Raw genomic sequence first — 15,368 nt, forward strand, 5'->3', positions numbered from 1 at the left:
TCAGGCGGGGACGGGCTCGGCCGTGACCACGGCCCGCTCCCCCAGCTTGACCGCGACGACACCGGCCAGGATCAGCAGGCCACCGAGCAGTTGGACCGCCCCCGGGAGCTCGTCGAGCAGCCACCAGGCCCAGCACACACTGGCCAGCACCTCGAGCAGGGCGACGAACGAGCCCAGCCGCGAGCCGAGCCGCCGGTTGGCCATCACGCCACTGACGTAGGCCACCGCCGCCGTGACCAGCCCGAGCAGCAGGACCGGGAGCCACCAGCCGACGGCCCGGTCGGCGTACGTCGCCGAGACGGTCGCGGCGCGCATGGGCAGCAGGCCGACCAGGGCGAGCGCGCCGAGCAGCACCGTGCCGACCAGGAGGCCGCCGGCGGCCAGCGAGAGCGGCGGCAGCCCGCCGTCCTCGCGGGCCGAGATCACGAAGTGCGACGCGCAGCCGACCATGGCCCCGAGCGCCCACAGCACGCCGACCACGGAGAGCTCCGCGCCCGAGAGCAGGTCGAGGACCAGGACCAGCCCGAGCGCGGCCAGGCCGGCCCCGAGCAGGGTCAGCGGCCCGGGTCGCTGCCCGTGCCGCAGCCAGAGGTAGACCACCACGGCGGCCGGGGCGGTGTACTCGATGAGGATCGCGGGGCCGACCTGCATGTGCTGGATGGCCGAGAAGTAGCAGAACTGCGCACCCGCGACGGCCAGCGTGCCGTAGGCCAGCACGACCCGCGCGTTGCTGCGCAGCAGGTGCCACCGCCCGCGCAGGGACGCCAGCCCGAAGGGCAGCAGGACCACCGCGGCGAGCCCGACCCGGACCAGGGTGACCGCGCCGGCGCTCCAGCCGGTGTCGAACAGCCCGCGCGCCAACGCGCCCGACAGCCCGAAGCTCACCGCCGAGACGACCGCCAGGGCCATCCCGGCCCCGAGCCGTGAGGCCGGCGCCGCCGCCGGCGCCCTGTCATGAGTCACAGCCGTCATGACAGATGACACTACGAAGGAGTGCGGTAATCTGTCAACGTGCTTTTCACTCATGACACGGAGCTCGCCCTGAGCGCCGCGGTCACGCTGGCCAACAGCGCCCTGGAGCCGGACACCCTCACCGAGGTGGCCGACCTGGACCGGGTCTGGGACGACAACGGCTACACCGGCCGCCACGAGCGCACCCGCGCGGAGCTCGAGTCGGTGCGAGCCGTCCGGGGGCGGCTGCGCGAGCTGCTCACCGCCGACGAGGAGCAGGCGGTGGCGCTGCTAAACGCCATGCTGCACGAGGCCGACGCGGTCCCCCAGTTGGTCCGTCACGACGACCTGGGCTGGCACATCCACGCCATCGACCCCGACGCCCCGCTGGAGAAGCGGATCGTGGTGGAGACCGCGATGGCCATGGTCGACGTGCTGCGCGCCGAGGAGCTGTCCCGGCTCTCGGTGTGCGCCGACGACACCTGCGAGGGGGTCGTGCTCGACCTGTCCCGCAACCGCTCGAAGCGCTACTGCTCCACGACCTGCGGCAACCGCAACGCGGTCGCGGCCTACCGCGCGCGGCAGCGCTGAGGCCGCACGCGAGGATGGGGGCGTGACCGACCCCGCCGCTCCCCTCGACCTGCTCCGCGGCCCGGCGTGGTCCGACCGGATGGCCCTCGCGCCGCTGACCAACAAGCAGAGCGAGACCGACGGCACGCTGAGCGACGACGAGCGGCACTGGCTCGTCGCGCGCGCCCGCGGCGGGTTCGGCATGGTGCTCAGCTGCGCGACGTACGTCGCCCCGGAGGGCCAGGCGTGGGACGGCCAGCTCGGCATCAGCGACGAGCGGCACAGGCCCGGCCTGGCCCGGCTGGCCGAGGAGCTGCGGGCCGAGGGCGCCGTGTCGTCGGTGCAGCTGCACCACGGCGGCCTGCGCGCCGACGCCGCGGTCTCCGGGCACAGGCTCGTCGCGCCGTGGACCGACGAGGCCAAGGGCGTGCGGGCACTGAGCACCGGCGAGGTGCACGCAGCCGTCGACGCGTTCGTGGCCGCGGCCGGGCGCGCCGAGCGGGCCGGCTTCGACGGCGTCGAGGTGCACGGCGCCCACGGCTACCTCATCGGCCAGTTCCTCGACGGCCGGCACAACCACCGCGAGGACGGCTACGGTGGCTCGGCCGAGGACCGCTCCCGGTTCCTGCTCGAGGTCCTCGAGGGCATCCGTCAGACCACCGGCCCGGCGTTCCAGCTCGGGCTGCGGCTCTCCCCCGAGCGCTTCGGCATCGACCTGGGTGAGGCGGCCGACCTGACCGCGACCGTGCTCGCCGGCGGCCACCTGGACTACCTCGACCTGTCGCTGTGGGACGTCCGCAAGCACCCGCACGGCCGGGAGGACGGGCCGCTGCTGCTGGAGCACTTCGCCGACCTGCCGCGCCACGGCGTCCGGCTGGGATACGCCGGCAAGGTGCTGTCCGGCCCGGACGTGACCTGGTGCCTGGACCGCGGCGCCGACTTCGTGAGCATCGGCACCGGCGCGATCCTCCACCACGACTTCGCGCGGCGGGTGCTGGCCGACCCCGGCTTCGTCTCCACATCCCAGCCGGTCAGCCGGGAGCACCTCGAGGCCGAGCACGTCGGCCCGGCGTTCGTGGACTATCTGGCCACGAACTGGGACGACTTCGTCTCCCGCTGACCCGCGACCCGCTCAGTCGACGAAGCGCTTGAGCACCTCGACGAAGACCTCGGGCTGCTCGCTGTGCACCCAGTGCCCGGCGCCCTTGATCCGCACCCGGCGGTTGTGCGGGAACCACCGGTCCATCGCCGCCACGTAGTCGGCGTGGGTGTAGTCCGACTCCGCGCCACCGATCCACAGCACCGGTCCGGCGTACGGCGCGGTGCCGGACAGCCGGTCCTCGGGCCAGTCGGTGATCCGGTCCAGGTCGCGGGCCAGCAGGTCGAGGTGGAGGTACCACCGCCAGCCGTCGCCCTCCCGGCGCAGGCTCTGCAGCAGGAAGCCGCGCACGGTCGGGTTGGGCACCGCCTCACGCAGGGCGTGGTCCGCCTCGCCCCGCGAGGCCAGGGTGTCCAGGTCGATGGCCCGCATGGCGCGCAGGTAGCCCTCGAACTCCGCCGAGTGGTCGTAGGGCACCGGCGAGACGTCCACGACCGCGAGCCGCTCGACCAGCTGGGGGTGGCGCAGGGCGACCAGCATGGAGATCTTGCCGCCCATGGAGTGCCCGACCAGCGCGACCGGGTCGTCGGTGCTCAGCAGGTCGGCGACCTGGTCGGCGGCCGCGAGGTAGTCGAACCGATCGCTCCACGGCGACTGCCCGTGGTCGGGCATGTCCACCAGCGTGACGCGGTGCCGCTCGGCCAGCACCTTGCCGATCCCGGTGAAGTTGCGGCCCTGCCCGAAGAGCCCGTGGCAGAAGACGACCCGGCTGCCGGCGTCGCCGAGCTCGAGGGTGTGCAGGGGGTCGTTCAGCACCACGCGTGGACCCCGGTGGGCGTGAGGTCGCGGTCGCGGAGCACGACGGCGTGCGTCGTGCCGTACGCCGCGCAGGTGCGCTCGAAGTCGCGCCGGCGGTACTCGACCATCAGCACCTGGTCGCCGTAGTCGTCGACGTAGTCGCCGCACTCGTCGTAGCGCCCGCACTCCTCGGCGACCGCGAAGTCGTAGCCCACACGGGTGCCGTCCCAGCCGGCCAGGTTCTTCTGGCCCGCGGCCAGCCCGGCCCGGTGCGCGCCCTGGACGAGCAGCGCGGCGTACGCCGTGGCCTGGCGGCGCTTCAGCAGGCCGTCGCTGCGGGTGAAGGAGTCGAGGTTGTCGTACTCCACGCCCTGGTAGCCGTCGGCCGCGCAGCCTCGCGTCCAGCCCCCGACGATGCGGGCCAGGGCCTTGCGCTTCGCCGGCGTGCGCAGGTCGAGCAGCTGCTCGCCCCAGGCCTCGTCGACCACCGGGGTGCCGTCGGCGTGGCGCAGCACCAGGCCGGGGTGCCGGCGCCAGAACCGCTGCGCGTCCGGCTGGGTCTGGAAGCCGTTGACGTAGCAGACGTCGTAGACCCCCGGCGCGGGCGGCTCGGTGCGGTCGCGCACCACGATGCCGACGTTCGCGGCGGGCGCCGCCGCCCCGCCGAGCTGGTAGTCGACGTCGGTGCCCGTGGGCAGGGCGGTCACCGCGACGGCCAGCAGACCGACGAGCGCCGCGATCAAAAGTCGAAGCCCCCGAAGTCACCGCCGCCGAAGTCCCCGCCACCGCCGAAGTCGCCCCCGCCGGCGTCCCCGCCGCCGCCACCGTCGCCGCCACCGTCGCCGGAGTCGCCGCCGTCCTGGTAGCCCTGGTCGTAGCCCTGGTCGTAGCCGCCGTCACCCCAGCCGCCGCCGAGCATGGAGCCGACGAACAGGCCGGTGAACAGCATCGGCATGCCGGCGCCGAAGTAGCCCGCGGCGTACGGCGAGTAGGCCGGCCCGGCCTCGTAGTAGGGCATCCGCTGGGCGCCCACCATGACCTGCCGGCTGTCCGGCTCCGCGCCCGCGTGGACCCGCTGCGCGTCGAGCGCGCACGCCGGGACCTGGCGCGGCGCCCCGCCCGGGGGCGTCCAGTCCACGTCCTCCACCGACAGCCCGTGGCGGGGGTCGAAGAAGCACGGCGCGCGCCGGGTCGGCAGCGGCTCCCCCGCCACCCGTGCCCGCACGCACGCCATCGCGTAGCGCCCGTCCTCGAGGATCTCGGTCACGTGCCGGACCTCCTCGGGCTGCTCGATCCGGGTGACCGCCACCTTGGCCGACTCGTAGGCGTCCAACGCCCGCTGGTAGTCCGAGCGCGCGCCCGTGTCCAGCGCCCGCCCGCTCAGCTCGAGGTCGAGCTCCTGCAGCTCGGTCCCCAGCGCGGTGACGTCCTCGTCGGCCAGCTGGCGCACGGGCTCGAGCTCGGCGCGCTTGGCCTCGAGCTGGCGCTCCTGGTTGCGGCGACCGGCCACGAAGATGACCGCGCCCAGCACGACGACGACGAGCAGGACGATGAACCACTCCATGGTCCGAGCGTACGGTGACGCCATGACCGCCCCTGGCTGGAACGCGCTCCTCCTGGACCAGCTCACCTGGCACTGGGAGTACCAGCTGCGCCCGCGCCTGGACGGGCTGAGTGACGCCGAGCTGCACTGGGAGCCCGGCGGTGACGTCACCACGATCTCCTGGCGGCTCGACCACGTCACCTACGCCCTGGCCGACCGCAGCGCCCGCCACTTCGGCCGTGCTGCGGTGGCGGAGGCCGACTACCCGTTCGGCACCACCGCCGCCGCGGCCCTGGACCGCCTGGACGAGGAGTACGAGACCTGGACCACCGGGGTCCGCGACCTCGGCGAGGACGGGCTCCTGACGCCCTGCGGTCCGGCCGAGGGGCCGTGGTCGGACGCGCCGAAGGCCGCGATCGTGACCCACATCCACCGGGAGGTCATCCACCACGGCGCCGAGGTCGCCCTCCTGCGCGACCTCTACGCGACGCGCTAGAAGTCGGCGGGCTGCACGCCGAGCAGCTCGCGCACCCGCGGCACGACCTGGGTGCCGTAGAGCCGGATCGACTCCAGCCGCTGCTCGTGCGGCAGCGCGCCGACGGCGTACTTGAGCTGGAAGCGCGAGAGGCCCAGGGTCCGCATCGCCCACGCGATCTTCTGGGCCACCGTCTCGGGCGAGCCCACGAAGATCGAGCCGGTCGGCCCGGCGTTGGCGTCGAACTGCTCGCGCGTGTAGGCGCCCCAGCCGCGCTCGCGGCCGATCCGGGTGAACGACTCGGCCTGGTGCGGGAACATCTGCTCGCGCGCCTCCTCGTCGGTGGCGGCGACGTGGCCCGGGCTGTGCATCGACACGGGGCGGCTCGGGTGGCCGTAGTGCTCGAGCGCGCGGTGGTGGAGGTCGACCAGCGGGGCGAACTGCTCGGGTGAGCCGCCGATGACGGCGACGACGAGCGGCAGGCCGTACGACGCGGCGCGGACCACGGACTCCGGGGTGCCGCCGACGCCGACCCACAGCGCCAGCCCGTCCTCGGTCTTGGGGAACAGCTCGACGCCCTCCAGCGGCGGGCGCACCGTGCCCTGCCAGCTGACGGGCTTCTCCTCCAGGAGGGCGACCAGCAGCTCGAGCTTCTCGGAGAACAGCACCTCGTACTGCTCCAGGGGCAGCCCGAAGAGCGGGAAGGACTCGGTGAACGAGCCACGCCCGGCGGTGATCTCGGCCCGGCCGCGCGAGACGGCGTCGAGGGTGGCGAACCGCTCGAAGACGCGGACCGGCTCCTCGGAGCTGAGCACCGTCACCGAGGTGCCGAGCTGGATCCGGCGGGTGCGACCGGCGATGGCCGCGAGCAGCACGTCGGGCGCGCTGATCGAGAAGTCGGCGCGGTGGTGCTCGCCGGCGCCGAAGAAGTCCAGGCCGACCTCCTCGGCCAGCACCGCCTCCTCGACCACCTGCCGCAGCGCCACCGCGTGGTGCACGGGGTCGCCGTCCGCGGTGCGCTCCAGGTCGCCGAAGGTGTCCAGGCCGAAGGTGGGCGCGTGCGGGGTGCCCAGGCGGGCGTCGTTCACCACGCCGACGATGGTAGGTGGCCGAGGGTGGGACCGACCCTCCTACCCGCGGGGCCCACGCGCGGGGCAGGCTGGGGTCATGACCAACCAGGAACTGCCCGGCGGCACCTACCACCTCGGCGACCTCGAGGTGACCCGGATGGGGTACGGCGCGATGCAGCTCGCCGGCCCGCACGTGTTCGGACCGCCGAAGGACCGCGACGAGGCGGTCGCCGTGCTGCGCGAGGTCGTCGAGCTGGGCATCAACCACATCGACACCTCGGACTACTACGGCCCCTACGTGACCAACGAGATCATCCGCGAGGCGCTCGCGCCGTACCCCGACGGCCTGGTCCTGGTGACCAAGGTCGGCGCCTACCGCGACGACGAGGGCAACTGGCCCGAGGCCCGCGAGCCGGAGCAGCTCAAGCAGCAGGTCCGCGACAACCTCGAGCGCCTGGGCCTCGAGGCGATGGACGTGGTGAACATCCGGATGGGCGACTTCGACACCCCGCGAGCGGGCACGGTCGCCCCGCAGGTCGAGGCCCTGGCCGAGCTCCAGCAGGAGGGTCTGGTCAAGCACATCGGGCTCAGCACCGTGAACGCCGGGCAGGTCGCCGAGGCCCAGGCCATCGCGCCGGTGGCGTGCGTGCAGAACATGTACAACATCGCCCACCGCGAGGACGACGCGCTGGTCGACAGCCTGGCCGAGCAGGGCATCGCCTACGTGCCGTACTTCCCGCTCGGCGGCTTCAACCCGCTGCAGTCCGAGGGCCTGGACCGGGTGGCCGCGCGCCTGGACGCCACGCCGCTGGCCGTGGCCCTGGCCTGGCTGCTCCAGCGCTCACCCAACATCCTGCTCATCCCGGGCACGTCCTCGCGGGCCCACCTGCGCGAGAACGTCGCCGGCGCGGGCCTGCACCTGCCCGAGGACGCGGTGGCCGAGCTGGACGCCCTCGGGCGCTAGGCGATCAGGCCGGGGCCGGCTCCTTGGCCGGCCCCGAGCTGTCGGCGTCGTCGTCGGCCGTCAGCGGCTGGGCGATGCTCTCCAGCGACTGGCCCTCGGCCTTGACGCCCAGGACGGCCTCGGTGATCCCGCCGATCACCATCAGCGCGGCGCCGACGTAGTAGCCGATCGCGATGGTGCCGATGTCGCCGCTGGCGGTGCCCCGGTCGATGAGCCAGCCGAAGAACAGCGGGCCGGAGATGCCGCCGGCCGCGGTGCCGATGGCGTAGAAGAACGCGATGCACAGCGCGCGGGTCTCCATCGGGAAGACCTCGCTCGCGGTGAGGTACGCCGCGCTCGCGCCGGCCGAGGCCATGAAGAAGATGATCGAGCCCATCAGGGTCAGCGTGACCGCGCTGAAGCTGCCGAGGAACACACCGGTGACCGCGAGCAGCACGCCCGATGCGACGTAGGTGCCGGTGATCATGGTGACCCGGCCCAGGGAGTCGAACAGCCGGCTCAGGGCCAGGGCGCCGATGAAGTTGCTGGCCGCGAAGACCGCGATGTACCAGCCGGTCTGCTTGACGTCGAGGAACGTGCTGAGGGTGTCGCCGTAGGTGAAGAAGAACGCGTTGTAGAGGAACGCCTGGCCCACGAACAGCGAGAAGCACAGCACCGTGCGCTTGGGGTAGAGCGTGAACACGGTCTTGGCGATGAGCGGGATGCCGATGGTCTTGCGCTGTCGGATGGTGATCGTGTCGGAGACGTCGCCCAGCTGCTCGCCGCTCTCGTCGGCGACCGTGCGCTCGATGTCGCGCACGATCTTCTCCGCCTCCTCCTCGCGACCGTGGATGAACAGCCAGCGCGGGCTCTCCGGGACGTTGCGGCGCACCAGCAGGATGCCGACGGCCAGCACCGCGCCGAGACCGAACGCGAGGCGCCAGCCCCACGCCTGGTCGATGACCGTCGGGTCGAGCAGCGGGATGGTGAGCAGCGCGCCACCGGCGGCGCCCACCCAGAACGAGCCGTTGATGGCCACGTCGACGCGGCCGCGGTACTTGGCCGGGATGAGCTCGTCGATGGCGGAGTTGATCGCCGCGTACTCGCCGCCGATCCCCGTGCCGGTGAGGAACCGGGCGGCGAAGTACCACGCCGGGTTCATCGAGAACGCCGTCAGCACGGTCGCCACGGTGTAGACGCCGAGGGAGACCATGAACAGCTTCTTGCGGCCCAGCCGGTCGGTGAGCTGACCGAAGAACAGGGCCCCGACGCACGCACCCGCCACGTACGCCGCCCCGGCGAAGCCGACCTGGAAGCTGCTCATGCCGAGCCCGTCGCCGTCCGGCTTGAGCGCGTCCGACATCGAGCCGACGATGGTGACCTCGAGACCGTCGAGGATCCACACGGTGCCGAGCCCGATCACCACCAGCCAGTGCCACCGCGCCCACGGCAGCCGGTCGAGCCGGGCCGGGATGTCGGTGGTGATGCGCCCTGTCTCCACGCTCATGCCGCGATCGGTACCCCTGAGAGGATCGTCACATGTCCGAGTCCCAGCGCCTCCAGACCGACCGGGTCGTGGCCGCTCCGGCCCCCGAGATCTTCGCCCTGCTGTGCGACCCGCAGGGCCACGTGGCCATCGACTCCTCCGGGATGCTCCAGGACGCCACGGGCGCGCCGGTCGCCGCCGTGGGCGACACCTTCGTGGTGCACATGGACCGCGAGTCGCTGGGCGACGTCCCCGAGATGGGGAAGTACGACGTCACGGTGGTCATCGAGGCCTTCGAGCCGGACCGCGAGATCGCCTGGTCCATCGTCGGCACGATCAAGCCGCCCATCGGCCACGTCTACGGCTACCGGCTCGAGCCGCTCGAGGACGGCGGCACCCGCGTGACGTCCTACTACGACTGGTCCGCGGCTCGCCCGGAGTGGCAGGCGGTCTTCCCCGTGATCTCCGAGCACGCCCTGCGCGGCACCCTCGGCATCCTGGACCGCACCGTGCGCCGCGGCTACGGCCGCGGCTGATGCGGGTCCAGGTCGTCTCCGCCACGCCCCTGCGCTTCGACGACGGCAGCCCGGTCCGCGCGGCCTCCGGCATCACGGCGTACGACGGGGGCTGGCTGGTGGTCCAGGACGACGCCACCCACGCCTGCCTGTGGCGCGACGGCCGCGGGGAGCGGCGCCGGCTGCTGGCACCGGTGCAGGGCCACGACGTCTTCGGCGAGTCGGCCGGGACGAAGGCGCTCAAGCCGGACCTCGAGGCGTGCGTGGCGCTGCCCGACGGGCGCACGCTCGTCCTCGGCTCGGGCTCGACGCCGGCCCGGATGCGCTCGGTGCTGCTCTCCCCCGAGTCGGTCCGCGTCGCGGCGCTGGGCCCGGTCCTCGCCCGGGTGGCCGAGGCGCTCGAGGTCGGGCCGGACCGGCTCAACCTCGAGGGGGCGTGCGTGGTCAGGGACCGGCTGCGGTGGTTCCAGCGCGGTCTGCCCGTGGCCGGCGTCCCGAGCGCGAGCGTGGACCTGCCGCTCGGGGCGTTCCTGGACGCCGTCTCCGGCCAGGACGCGGCGGTCCACGTGGGAGGGGTGCTGCGCTACGACCTGGGCGCGGTGGCCGGCGTACCCCTGGCCGTGACCGACGCCGTCACCCGGCCCGACGGCACGGTGCTGGTCAGCGCGGTGGCCGAGGACAGCGCGTCGACGTACGACGACGGGCCGCTGGCCGGCTCGGCGCTCGCGGTGCTGGACGGCGAGGAGGTCGTGGAGCGGGTCGAGCTGCCGCCGGTCGACGGCGCCCCGGCCAAGGTCGAGGGCCTGGCCCTGGACGGCGACGACCTGGTGGCGGTGGTCGACGCCGACGACCCGCGGTTGGCCTCGCTGCTGCTGCGGCTCGCGGTGATCTCCTAGTAGTAGTCGCCGCCGACCAGGAAGTAGCGCGTGGCGCGGTCGGTGCGGCCCGTCGGGCGCACGTCGTGCTGACGCTGGTAGTCCCGGAGCGCCGCGGTGGTCTGCGGGCCGAAGACGCCGTCCACCACGACCGTGAGCCCCCACGCGCGCAGGGCCCGCTGGAGGGTGCGCACCGCCGGACCGCGGTCGCCCTGCGCCAGGGTGCGGTGCGGCAGCTGGAGCCCGTAGAGCTGGTGCCAGAACAGTGGGGTGATCCGGTAGGGGTGCGGCGGCTGGCCCTCCCGGCCGCCGATCAGCGGGGCCAGCGCCTTCTTGGTCTCGGGGCCGTAGTAGCCGTCCACGGTGACCGGCCCGAAGCCGAGGTCGTTGATCGCGCACTGCAGGGTGCGGACCGCCTCGGACCGGTCGCCCGGGTCGAGCTGGGGGTAGGCCGGCAGCGTGCGCCGGCACTGCGCGGCGGCCGGCGCCTGCGCGTCGGCCACCTCGGGCGCGGCCAGCGCCACCGGGACGGCCAAGGCCAGGGGCAGCAGGGCGACGGTCAGCTTGCGGAGCACGGTGCTCATGGTCCTGCGACGCGGCCCGCGCGTCGAGAGTTGCCTCCCGGTGGTCAGCGGCTGGAGTAGTCGCGGAAGCCGCGCTTGGTCTTGCGGCCGAGGTAGCCGGCTGTGACCAGGTGCTCCAGCAGCGGTGCCGGCGCGAAGCCGGGCTCGCGGAACTCCAGGTAGAGCTCGCGCTGGATGGCCAGCGACACGTCGTTCCCGACCACGTCGAGCAGCTCGAAGGGCCCCATGGGCAGCGCGCAGCCCTGCTTCATCGCGGTGTCGATGTCGTCGGCGGTGGCGTAGTGCGCCTCGAGCATCCGGACCGCGTCGTTGAGGTAGGGGAACAGCAGCGCGTTGACGATGAAGCCGGCCCGGTCGGTGCACGAGACCGGGACCTTGCCGATCGCCTCGCACAGCGCCCGGGTCGTCTCGGTGACGTCCTCGTCGGTCATCACCGTGGAGACCACCTCGACCAGCTTCATCACGGGCGCGGGGTTGAAGAAGTGCATGCCCACGACGTGCTGCGGCCGCTCGGTGGCCCGGGCCAGCTCGATGACCGGCAGGCTGGACGTCGTCGTCGCGAGGATCGCGCCCGGCTTGCAGATGTCGTCGAGGTTGCCGAACAGGGTCCGCTTGATCGCGAGGTCCTCGGCGATCGCCTCGACCACGAGGTCGACGTCCTGGAGGTCGTCCAGGCTGAGGGTGCCGGTGACCCGCGCGAGCAGCGCGGTCTTGTCGTCCTCGGTGGCCCGGCCGCGCCCGATCTGCTTGTCGAGGTTCCTGTTGATCTGGGCGACCACGCCGTCGACCTTGTCCTGGCTGCGCCCGACGTACCGCACGTCGTACCCGGCCTTGGCGAAGACCTCGACGATCCCGCCGGCCATGGTGCCGGTGCCGACCACCCCGACCCGCTTGACGCCGTGCCGCAGCTGCGGCCGGTCGTCGGCGCCCGGGGTGAGGTCGTCGACGACCGTGCGCGGGCTGTCCGGGCCGTCGTAGGTGTAGAAGCCGCGGCCGGTCTTGCGACCGAGCATGCCCGCGGTGACCATCTGCTTGAGGATCGGGCTGGGCGCGTGGAGCCGGTCGCGGCCCTGGCGGTACATCGTCTCGAGGATCTCATAAGCCGTGTCCAGCCCGATCAGGTCGAGCAGCTGGAGCGGGCCCATCGGGTAGCCGCAGCCGAAGCGCATGGCGGCGTCGATGTCCTCACGGGAGGCGTACTTGCCCTCGAACATCGACACCGCGTGGTTGAGGTAGCCGAACAGCAGCGTGTTGGCGATGAAGCCGGCCTTGTCGCCGCACACCACCGGGTGCTTGCCGACCTGGCGGACCAGCGCGGTGACGTCGTCGAGCACGCGCGGCTCGGTGACGACCGTGCGCACGATCTCGACCAGGTCCTGCACCGGCGCCGGGTTGAAGAAGTGGACGCCCACCACGCGGCCCGGGTGGGCGTTGGCCGTGGAGATCTCGGTGACGCTGAGGCTCGAGGTGTTGGTGGCCAGCACCGCCTCGGGCGCCACGACCGCCTCGAGCTCGGCGAAGATGGCCTTCTTGGTCTCCAGCGACTCGACCACCGCCTCGACCACGAAGTCCGCCTCGCGCAGGTCCTCGAGGTGGGTGCTGAAGCTGATCCGGCCGAGCAGCTCGGCCTGCTCCTCCTCGCTGAGCTTGCCGCGAGAGACCGCCCGGGCCGTGGAGTTCTCCAGGTGCTGGCGCCCGCGGGCCAGGCCCTCGTCGTTCAGCTCGACGCCGACGACCGAGAAGCCGTTGCGCGCGAACACCTCGGCGATCCCGGCCCCCATGGTCCCGAGGCCGACGACGCCGATGGTCTGGAAGGTCCGGGTGTCCGAGGCCTGCTCCGTCATGCGCCGACCATAGTGACCGACGAGTAACATGTCAGCCGAGTGCGATGTCCATCACGCACCGCGCGCCGTTGACGTCGAGGCGCAGGTCGCGCTCCTTCTCGCGGAGGCGCCGCTGGAACGGCGCCTGCTCGGCGTCCGGGACCTCCCGGAACCCCAGGCTCTCGTAGTACGGGCCGTTCCACGGCACGTCGCGGTAGGTGCACAGGCTCAGCCGCGCGAAGCCCCGGCTCCGCGCCTCGGTCTCGGCCGCCTCGACCAGCGCCCGGCCCAGGCCCCGGCGCTGGTGCTCGGGCCGCACCGAGAGCTGCTCCAGGTGCGCGTGGCCCTCGATCTCCAGCACGTGCGCGAAGCCCACCGGCCGCTCCTGCCCCACGACCAGGACGAAGCCCGGCTGCCGGGCCCGCCAGCGGCCGTCGCTCGCCGGTGACAGCAGCACCGGCTCCACCGCCGGGCCGAAGTGGTCGGCGTACTGCTGGGCGCCGGAGTCCTCGACCGCCGCCAAGTGGTGCAGGTCCTCGGCCGTCGCGGGCCGCACCCGATGAGTCGCGTCCTCCGCGCCGGTCTGGCCGTCCATGGTGGAGATCTTCGCGCGCGACCTGCGGATGGGCGAGTCGGCCCGGTGGCGCGACGGCCGGTTCTGGATGTGCGACTGGCTGGCCGGCGAGGTGCTGTCCTTCGCGTCGGACGGCGAGCGCACCGTCGAGGCCCGCTTCTCGGGGCTCCCCGCTTCGATCGACTGGCTCCCGGACGGGCGGAGGGTGCTGACCACGCCGGACGGCGTCCTCGTGGACGGCGAGGCCTACGCCGACGGCGGCTTCAACGAGGTCGTGGTCGACCGCTGGGGCCGTTGCTGGGTCGACATGCCGGGGTCGATGCCGTGGGAGGAGCGCAGGCCCGGCGTGGTCGCCGTCGTGCACCCCGACGGCGCCACCGAGGTCGTCGACGACGACGTGTGGTTCCCCAACGGCATGGCGATCATCGACGAGACCACGCTGGTCGTGGCCGAGTCGCACGCCGACCGCCTCACCGCCTGGACCATCGGTCCCGACGGCCGCGCCACCGACCGCCGTACGTGGGCCGCCCTGCCCGAGGGCTCCGCGCCCGACGGCATCTGCGCCGACGCCTCGGGCGCGGTCTGGTTCGCCTCCGTGCCGCTCCAGGCCTGCGTCCGCGTCGCGTCCGGCGGCGCCGAGCTGGAGCGCGTCGAGGTGGACCGCGGCGCCTTCTCGTGCGTCCTCGGCGGCGACGACGGGCACACGCTGTACGTCGTGGCGAACCGCTACGGCCAGGAGGGCGCCAGCGACGGTGTGGTGCTGACCGAGCGCGTGTCGGTGCCCGCGGCCGGTCCCGGGTAGATTCGCCCCCCGTGAGGTTGGTCGTCGCGCGCTGCCAGGTCGACTACGCCGGGCGGCTGACCGCCCACCTGCCGATGGCGAACCGCGTGCTCATGATCAAGGCCGACGGCTCGGTGCTCGTGCACTCCGACGGCGGCTCCTACAAGCCGCTGAACTGGATGAGCCCGCCGTGCTCCGTGCGCGAGGGCACCACCGACGACGGCCAGCTCGAGTGGACGGTGACCGGCAAAGACGGCGACACGCTGCGCATCCTGCTCGAGGACGTCCAGCACGACTCCTCCCACGAGCTGGGCGTCGACCCCGGCCTGCAGAAGGACGGCGTCGAGAAGCACCTCCAGGAGCTCCTGGCCGAGCACCCCACCACCCTCAGCGCCGGCCTGACGCTCGTACGCCGCGAGTACCCCACCGCCATCGGCCCGGTCGACCTCATGTGCCGCGACGCCGACGGCCTCTCGGTCGCCGTCGAGATCAAGCGCCGCGGCGAGATCGACGGCGTCGAGCAGCTCACCCGCTACCTCGAGCTCCTCAACCGCGAGCCCCGCCTCACCGCCAAGGGCCCCGTCCGCGGCATCTTCGCCGCCCAGCTCATCAAGCCCCAGGCCCGCGTCCTCGCCGAGGACCGCGGCATCGCCTGCGCGGTCGTCGACTACGACGGCCTGCGCGGGATGGACGACCCCGAGCACCGGCTCTTCTGAGCCGTCAGCGGTCCTGGGCATCGAGCCAGGCGCGCGCCGCCGCCCGTGGGTCGGGCCGGCGGTCGAAGCGTCGCCGGGCGACCTTGCCGAGGCTCTCGACGGCACACGCCATCGTGTCGCCGTCGGTGCCGTCGTCCCGGACGAGCGCGGCCAGAGCGGGTACGGCCTTGCGGCTCCCCAGGGCGCCGAGCGCCAGCACGATCGCGTCGGTCGACTCGTGGTCGGCCTGCCGCGGCAACGCCGCGACGAGCCCGTCGACGAACGTCGGGTCGGCGTGCCCCAGCCAGGCGAGGACGCCGGCGGCGTCCGCCACGGAGTCCGGGTCCCGACTGGCCAGCATCGATCCGAGGAACGGCAGGGACTCCCTCCCTCGGGCGATGAGCCCCCACGAGGCCGTGGCCCGCGCACGGAAGTCGCCGTCGCGAAGAGCGTCGAGGTGCTGCTGGTGGTACGACGCAGCGGGATCCGTGAGCTGCGTCAGGTCCGGGACCCCGCGGGAGTTCTCAGGGCGGTCGGCCCGCCGACTCCAGCGCGACACACGACGCAGCCTAGGCCGCCTGCCACG

18 protein-coding genes are annotated in these 15,368 nt (G+C 73.1%); 8 read left to right on the top strand and 10 right to left on the bottom strand.

Translation table 11 applies throughout. The features are described from left to right. Entirely contained in the window at nt 1–909 is a 909-nt protein-coding gene (locus G5V58_RS14395; RefSeq protein ID WP_230486632.1) for an EamA family transporter, read from the bottom strand. 102 nt (nt 910–1,011) lie between these two features. Between G5V58_RS14395 and G5V58_RS14400 the strand changes: the two genes are divergently transcribed. Further along, nucleotides 1,012–1,542, top strand: coding sequence for a CGNR zinc finger domain-containing protein (locus G5V58_RS14400; protein ID WP_165234020.1), 531 nt, complete (start codon nt 1,012–1,014; stop codon nt 1,540–1,542). A 22-nt stretch (nt 1,543–1,564) separates the two neighbouring features. Continuing rightward, complete coding sequence (locus G5V58_RS14405; RefSeq protein WP_165234022.1) at nt 1,565–2,641, top strand: oxidoreductase; 1,077 nt, start codon at nt 1,565–1,567, stop codon at nt 2,639–2,641. Between the two features lie 12 nt (nt 2,642–2,653). Here the strand turns inward: G5V58_RS14405 and G5V58_RS14410 are convergent, their stop codons facing one another. The 3 genes from G5V58_RS14410 to G5V58_RS14420 are packed head-to-tail and all read right to left on the bottom strand — an operon-like array spanning nt 2,654 to nt 4,982. Further along, nucleotides 2,654–3,439, bottom strand: coding sequence for an alpha/beta fold hydrolase (locus G5V58_RS14410; RefSeq protein WP_230486633.1), 786 nt, complete (start codon nt 3,437–3,439; stop codon nt 2,654–2,656). Beyond that, a complete protein-coding gene (locus G5V58_RS14415) occupies nt 3,430–4,161 on the bottom strand; it encodes an endo alpha-1,4 polygalactosaminidase (RefSeq protein WP_165234026.1) in 732 nt (243 codons plus the stop codon). The genes G5V58_RS14410 and G5V58_RS14415 overlap by 10 nt, the downstream gene beginning before the upstream one ends. Beyond that, complete coding sequence (locus G5V58_RS14420; protein ID WP_165234029.1) at nt 4,158–4,982, bottom strand: hypothetical protein; 825 nt, start codon at nt 4,980–4,982, stop codon at nt 4,158–4,160. The genes G5V58_RS14415 and G5V58_RS14420 overlap by 4 nt, the downstream gene beginning before the upstream one ends. Before the next feature lie 22 nt (nt 4,983–5,004). On the opposite strand from G5V58_RS14420, the gene G5V58_RS14425 reads away from it, so the two are divergent. Further along, the gene (locus G5V58_RS14425) at nt 5,005–5,457 is read left to right on the top strand and encodes a DinB family protein (RefSeq protein ID WP_165234033.1); all 453 of its coding nucleotides are present in this window, start codon (nt 5,005–5,007) and stop codon (nt 5,455–5,457) included. Here the strand turns inward: G5V58_RS14425 and G5V58_RS14430 are convergent. After that, nucleotides 5,454–6,527, bottom strand: a complete 1,074-nt coding sequence (locus tag G5V58_RS14430; protein ID WP_230486634.1) for an Atu2307/SP_0267 family LLM class monooxygenase — start codon at nt 6,525–6,527, stop codon at nt 5,454–5,456. The genes G5V58_RS14425 and G5V58_RS14430 overlap by 4 nt on opposite strands. Before the next feature lie 76 nt (nt 6,528–6,603). On the opposite strand from G5V58_RS14430, the gene G5V58_RS14435 reads away from it, so the two are divergent. Then, on the top strand, nt 6,604–7,470 hold the full coding sequence (locus G5V58_RS14435; RefSeq protein WP_165234036.1) for an aldo/keto reductase family oxidoreductase: 867 nt from the start codon (nt 6,604–6,606) through the stop codon (nt 7,468–7,470). A 4-nt stretch (nt 7,471–7,474) separates the two neighbouring features. Here the strand turns inward: G5V58_RS14435 and G5V58_RS14440 are convergent, their stop codons facing one another. Continuing rightward, complete coding sequence (locus tag G5V58_RS14440) at nt 7,475–8,956, bottom strand: MFS transporter (RefSeq protein WP_165234039.1); 1,482 nt, start codon at nt 8,954–8,956, stop codon at nt 7,475–7,477. A gap of 32 nt (nt 8,957–8,988) precedes the next feature. Between G5V58_RS14440 and G5V58_RS14445 the strand changes: the two genes are divergently transcribed. Continuing rightward, on the top strand, nt 8,989–9,471 hold the full coding sequence (locus G5V58_RS14445; protein WP_165234042.1) for an SRPBCC family protein: 483 nt from the start codon (nt 8,989–8,991) through the stop codon (nt 9,469–9,471). Beyond that, entirely contained in the window at nt 9,471–10,346 is an 876-nt protein-coding gene (locus tag G5V58_RS14450) for a DUF6910 family protein (protein ID WP_165234045.1), read from the top strand. The genes G5V58_RS14445 and G5V58_RS14450 overlap by 1 nt, the downstream gene beginning before the upstream one ends. On the opposite strand, the gene G5V58_RS14455 is transcribed toward G5V58_RS14450, so the two are convergent. Genes G5V58_RS14455 through G5V58_RS14465 form a run of 3 tightly spaced genes read right to left on the bottom strand, consistent with a single transcriptional unit; the run spans nt 10,343 to nt 13,327 of the window. After that, nucleotides 10,343–10,900 (bottom strand): peptidoglycan-binding domain-containing protein, encoded by a 558-nt coding sequence (locus G5V58_RS14455; protein WP_165234048.1) that lies wholly within the window; start codon nt 10,898–10,900, stop codon nt 10,343–10,345. The two genes, G5V58_RS14450 and G5V58_RS14455, sit on opposite strands and share 4 nt — an antisense overlap. Before the next feature lie 53 nt (nt 10,901–10,953). Then, nucleotides 10,954–12,753, bottom strand: a complete 1,800-nt coding sequence (locus G5V58_RS14460) for a 3-hydroxyacyl-CoA dehydrogenase family protein (RefSeq protein ID WP_165234051.1) — start codon at nt 12,751–12,753, stop codon at nt 10,954–10,956. A 31-nt stretch (nt 12,754–12,784) separates the two neighbouring features. After that, nucleotides 12,785–13,327: a GNAT family N-acetyltransferase gene (locus G5V58_RS14465; protein ID WP_165234054.1), complete on the bottom strand. Its 543-nt coding sequence runs from the start codon at nt 13,325–13,327 to the stop codon at nt 12,785–12,787. On the opposite strand from G5V58_RS14465, the gene G5V58_RS14470 reads away from it, so the two are divergent. Together G5V58_RS14470 and nucS are read left to right on the top strand one after the other, a co-directional pair. Further along, the gene (locus G5V58_RS14470) at nt 13,326–14,108 is read left to right on the top strand and encodes an SMP-30/gluconolactonase/LRE family protein (RefSeq protein WP_165234057.1); all 783 of its coding nucleotides are present in this window, start codon (nt 13,326–13,328) and stop codon (nt 14,106–14,108) included. The two genes, G5V58_RS14465 and G5V58_RS14470, sit on opposite strands and share 2 nt — an antisense overlap. Nucleotides 14,109–14,119: 11 nt before the next feature. After that, nucleotides 14,120–14,803 (top strand): endonuclease NucS, encoded by a 684-nt coding sequence (gene nucS, locus G5V58_RS14475; protein ID WP_165234060.1) that lies wholly within the window; start codon nt 14,120–14,122, stop codon nt 14,801–14,803. Between the two features lie 4 nt (nt 14,804–14,807). Here nucS and G5V58_RS14480 read toward each other — a convergent pair whose 3' ends face one another. Continuing rightward, entirely contained in the window at nt 14,808–15,341 is a 534-nt protein-coding gene (locus G5V58_RS14480) for a HEAT repeat domain-containing protein (RefSeq protein WP_165234063.1), read from the bottom strand. Between the last annotated feature and the right edge of the window lie 27 nt (nt 15,342–15,368).

It is taken from the genome of Nocardioides anomalus (genome assembly GCF_011046535.1).
In the GTDB taxonomy this organism is placed as follows: domain Bacteria; phylum Actinomycetota; class Actinomycetes; order Propionibacteriales; family Nocardioidaceae; genus Nocardioides; species Nocardioides anomalus.

Coding starts and splice junctions, on each gene's coding strand:
- G5V58_RS14395 (WP_230486632.1), bottom strand. CDS start 909: ATGGCCCTGGCGGTCGTCTCGGCGGTGAGCTTCGGGCTGTCGGGCGCG.
- G5V58_RS14420 (WP_165234029.1), bottom strand. CDS start 4,982: ATGGAGTGGTTCATCGTCCTGCTCGTCGTCGTCGTGCTGGGCGCGGTC.
- G5V58_RS14425 (WP_165234033.1), top strand. CDS start 5,005: ATGACCGCCCCTGGCTGGAACGCGCTCCTCCTGGACCAGCTCACCTGG.
- G5V58_RS14435 (WP_165234036.1), top strand. CDS start 6,604: ATGACCAACCAGGAACTGCCCGGCGGCACCTACCACCTCGGCGACCTC.
- G5V58_RS14440 (WP_165234039.1), bottom strand. CDS start 8,956: ATGAGCGTGGAGACAGGGCGCATCACCACCGACATCCCGGCCCGGCTC.
- G5V58_RS14445 (WP_165234042.1), top strand. CDS start 8,989: ATGTCCGAGTCCCAGCGCCTCCAGACCGACCGGGTCGTGGCCGCTCCG.
- G5V58_RS14450 (WP_165234045.1), top strand. CDS start 9,471: ATGCGGGTCCAGGTCGTCTCCGCCACGCCCCTGCGCTTCGACGACGGC.
- G5V58_RS14460 (WP_165234051.1), bottom strand. CDS start 12,753: ATGACGGAGCAGGCCTCGGACACCCGGACCTTCCAGACCATCGGCGTC.
- G5V58_RS14470 (WP_165234057.1), top strand. CDS start 13,326: ATGGTGGAGATCTTCGCGCGCGACCTGCGGATGGGCGAGTCGGCCCGG.
- G5V58_RS14465 (WP_165234054.1), bottom strand. CDS start 13,327: ATGGACGGCCAGACCGGCGCGGAGGACGCGACTCATCGGGTGCGGCCC.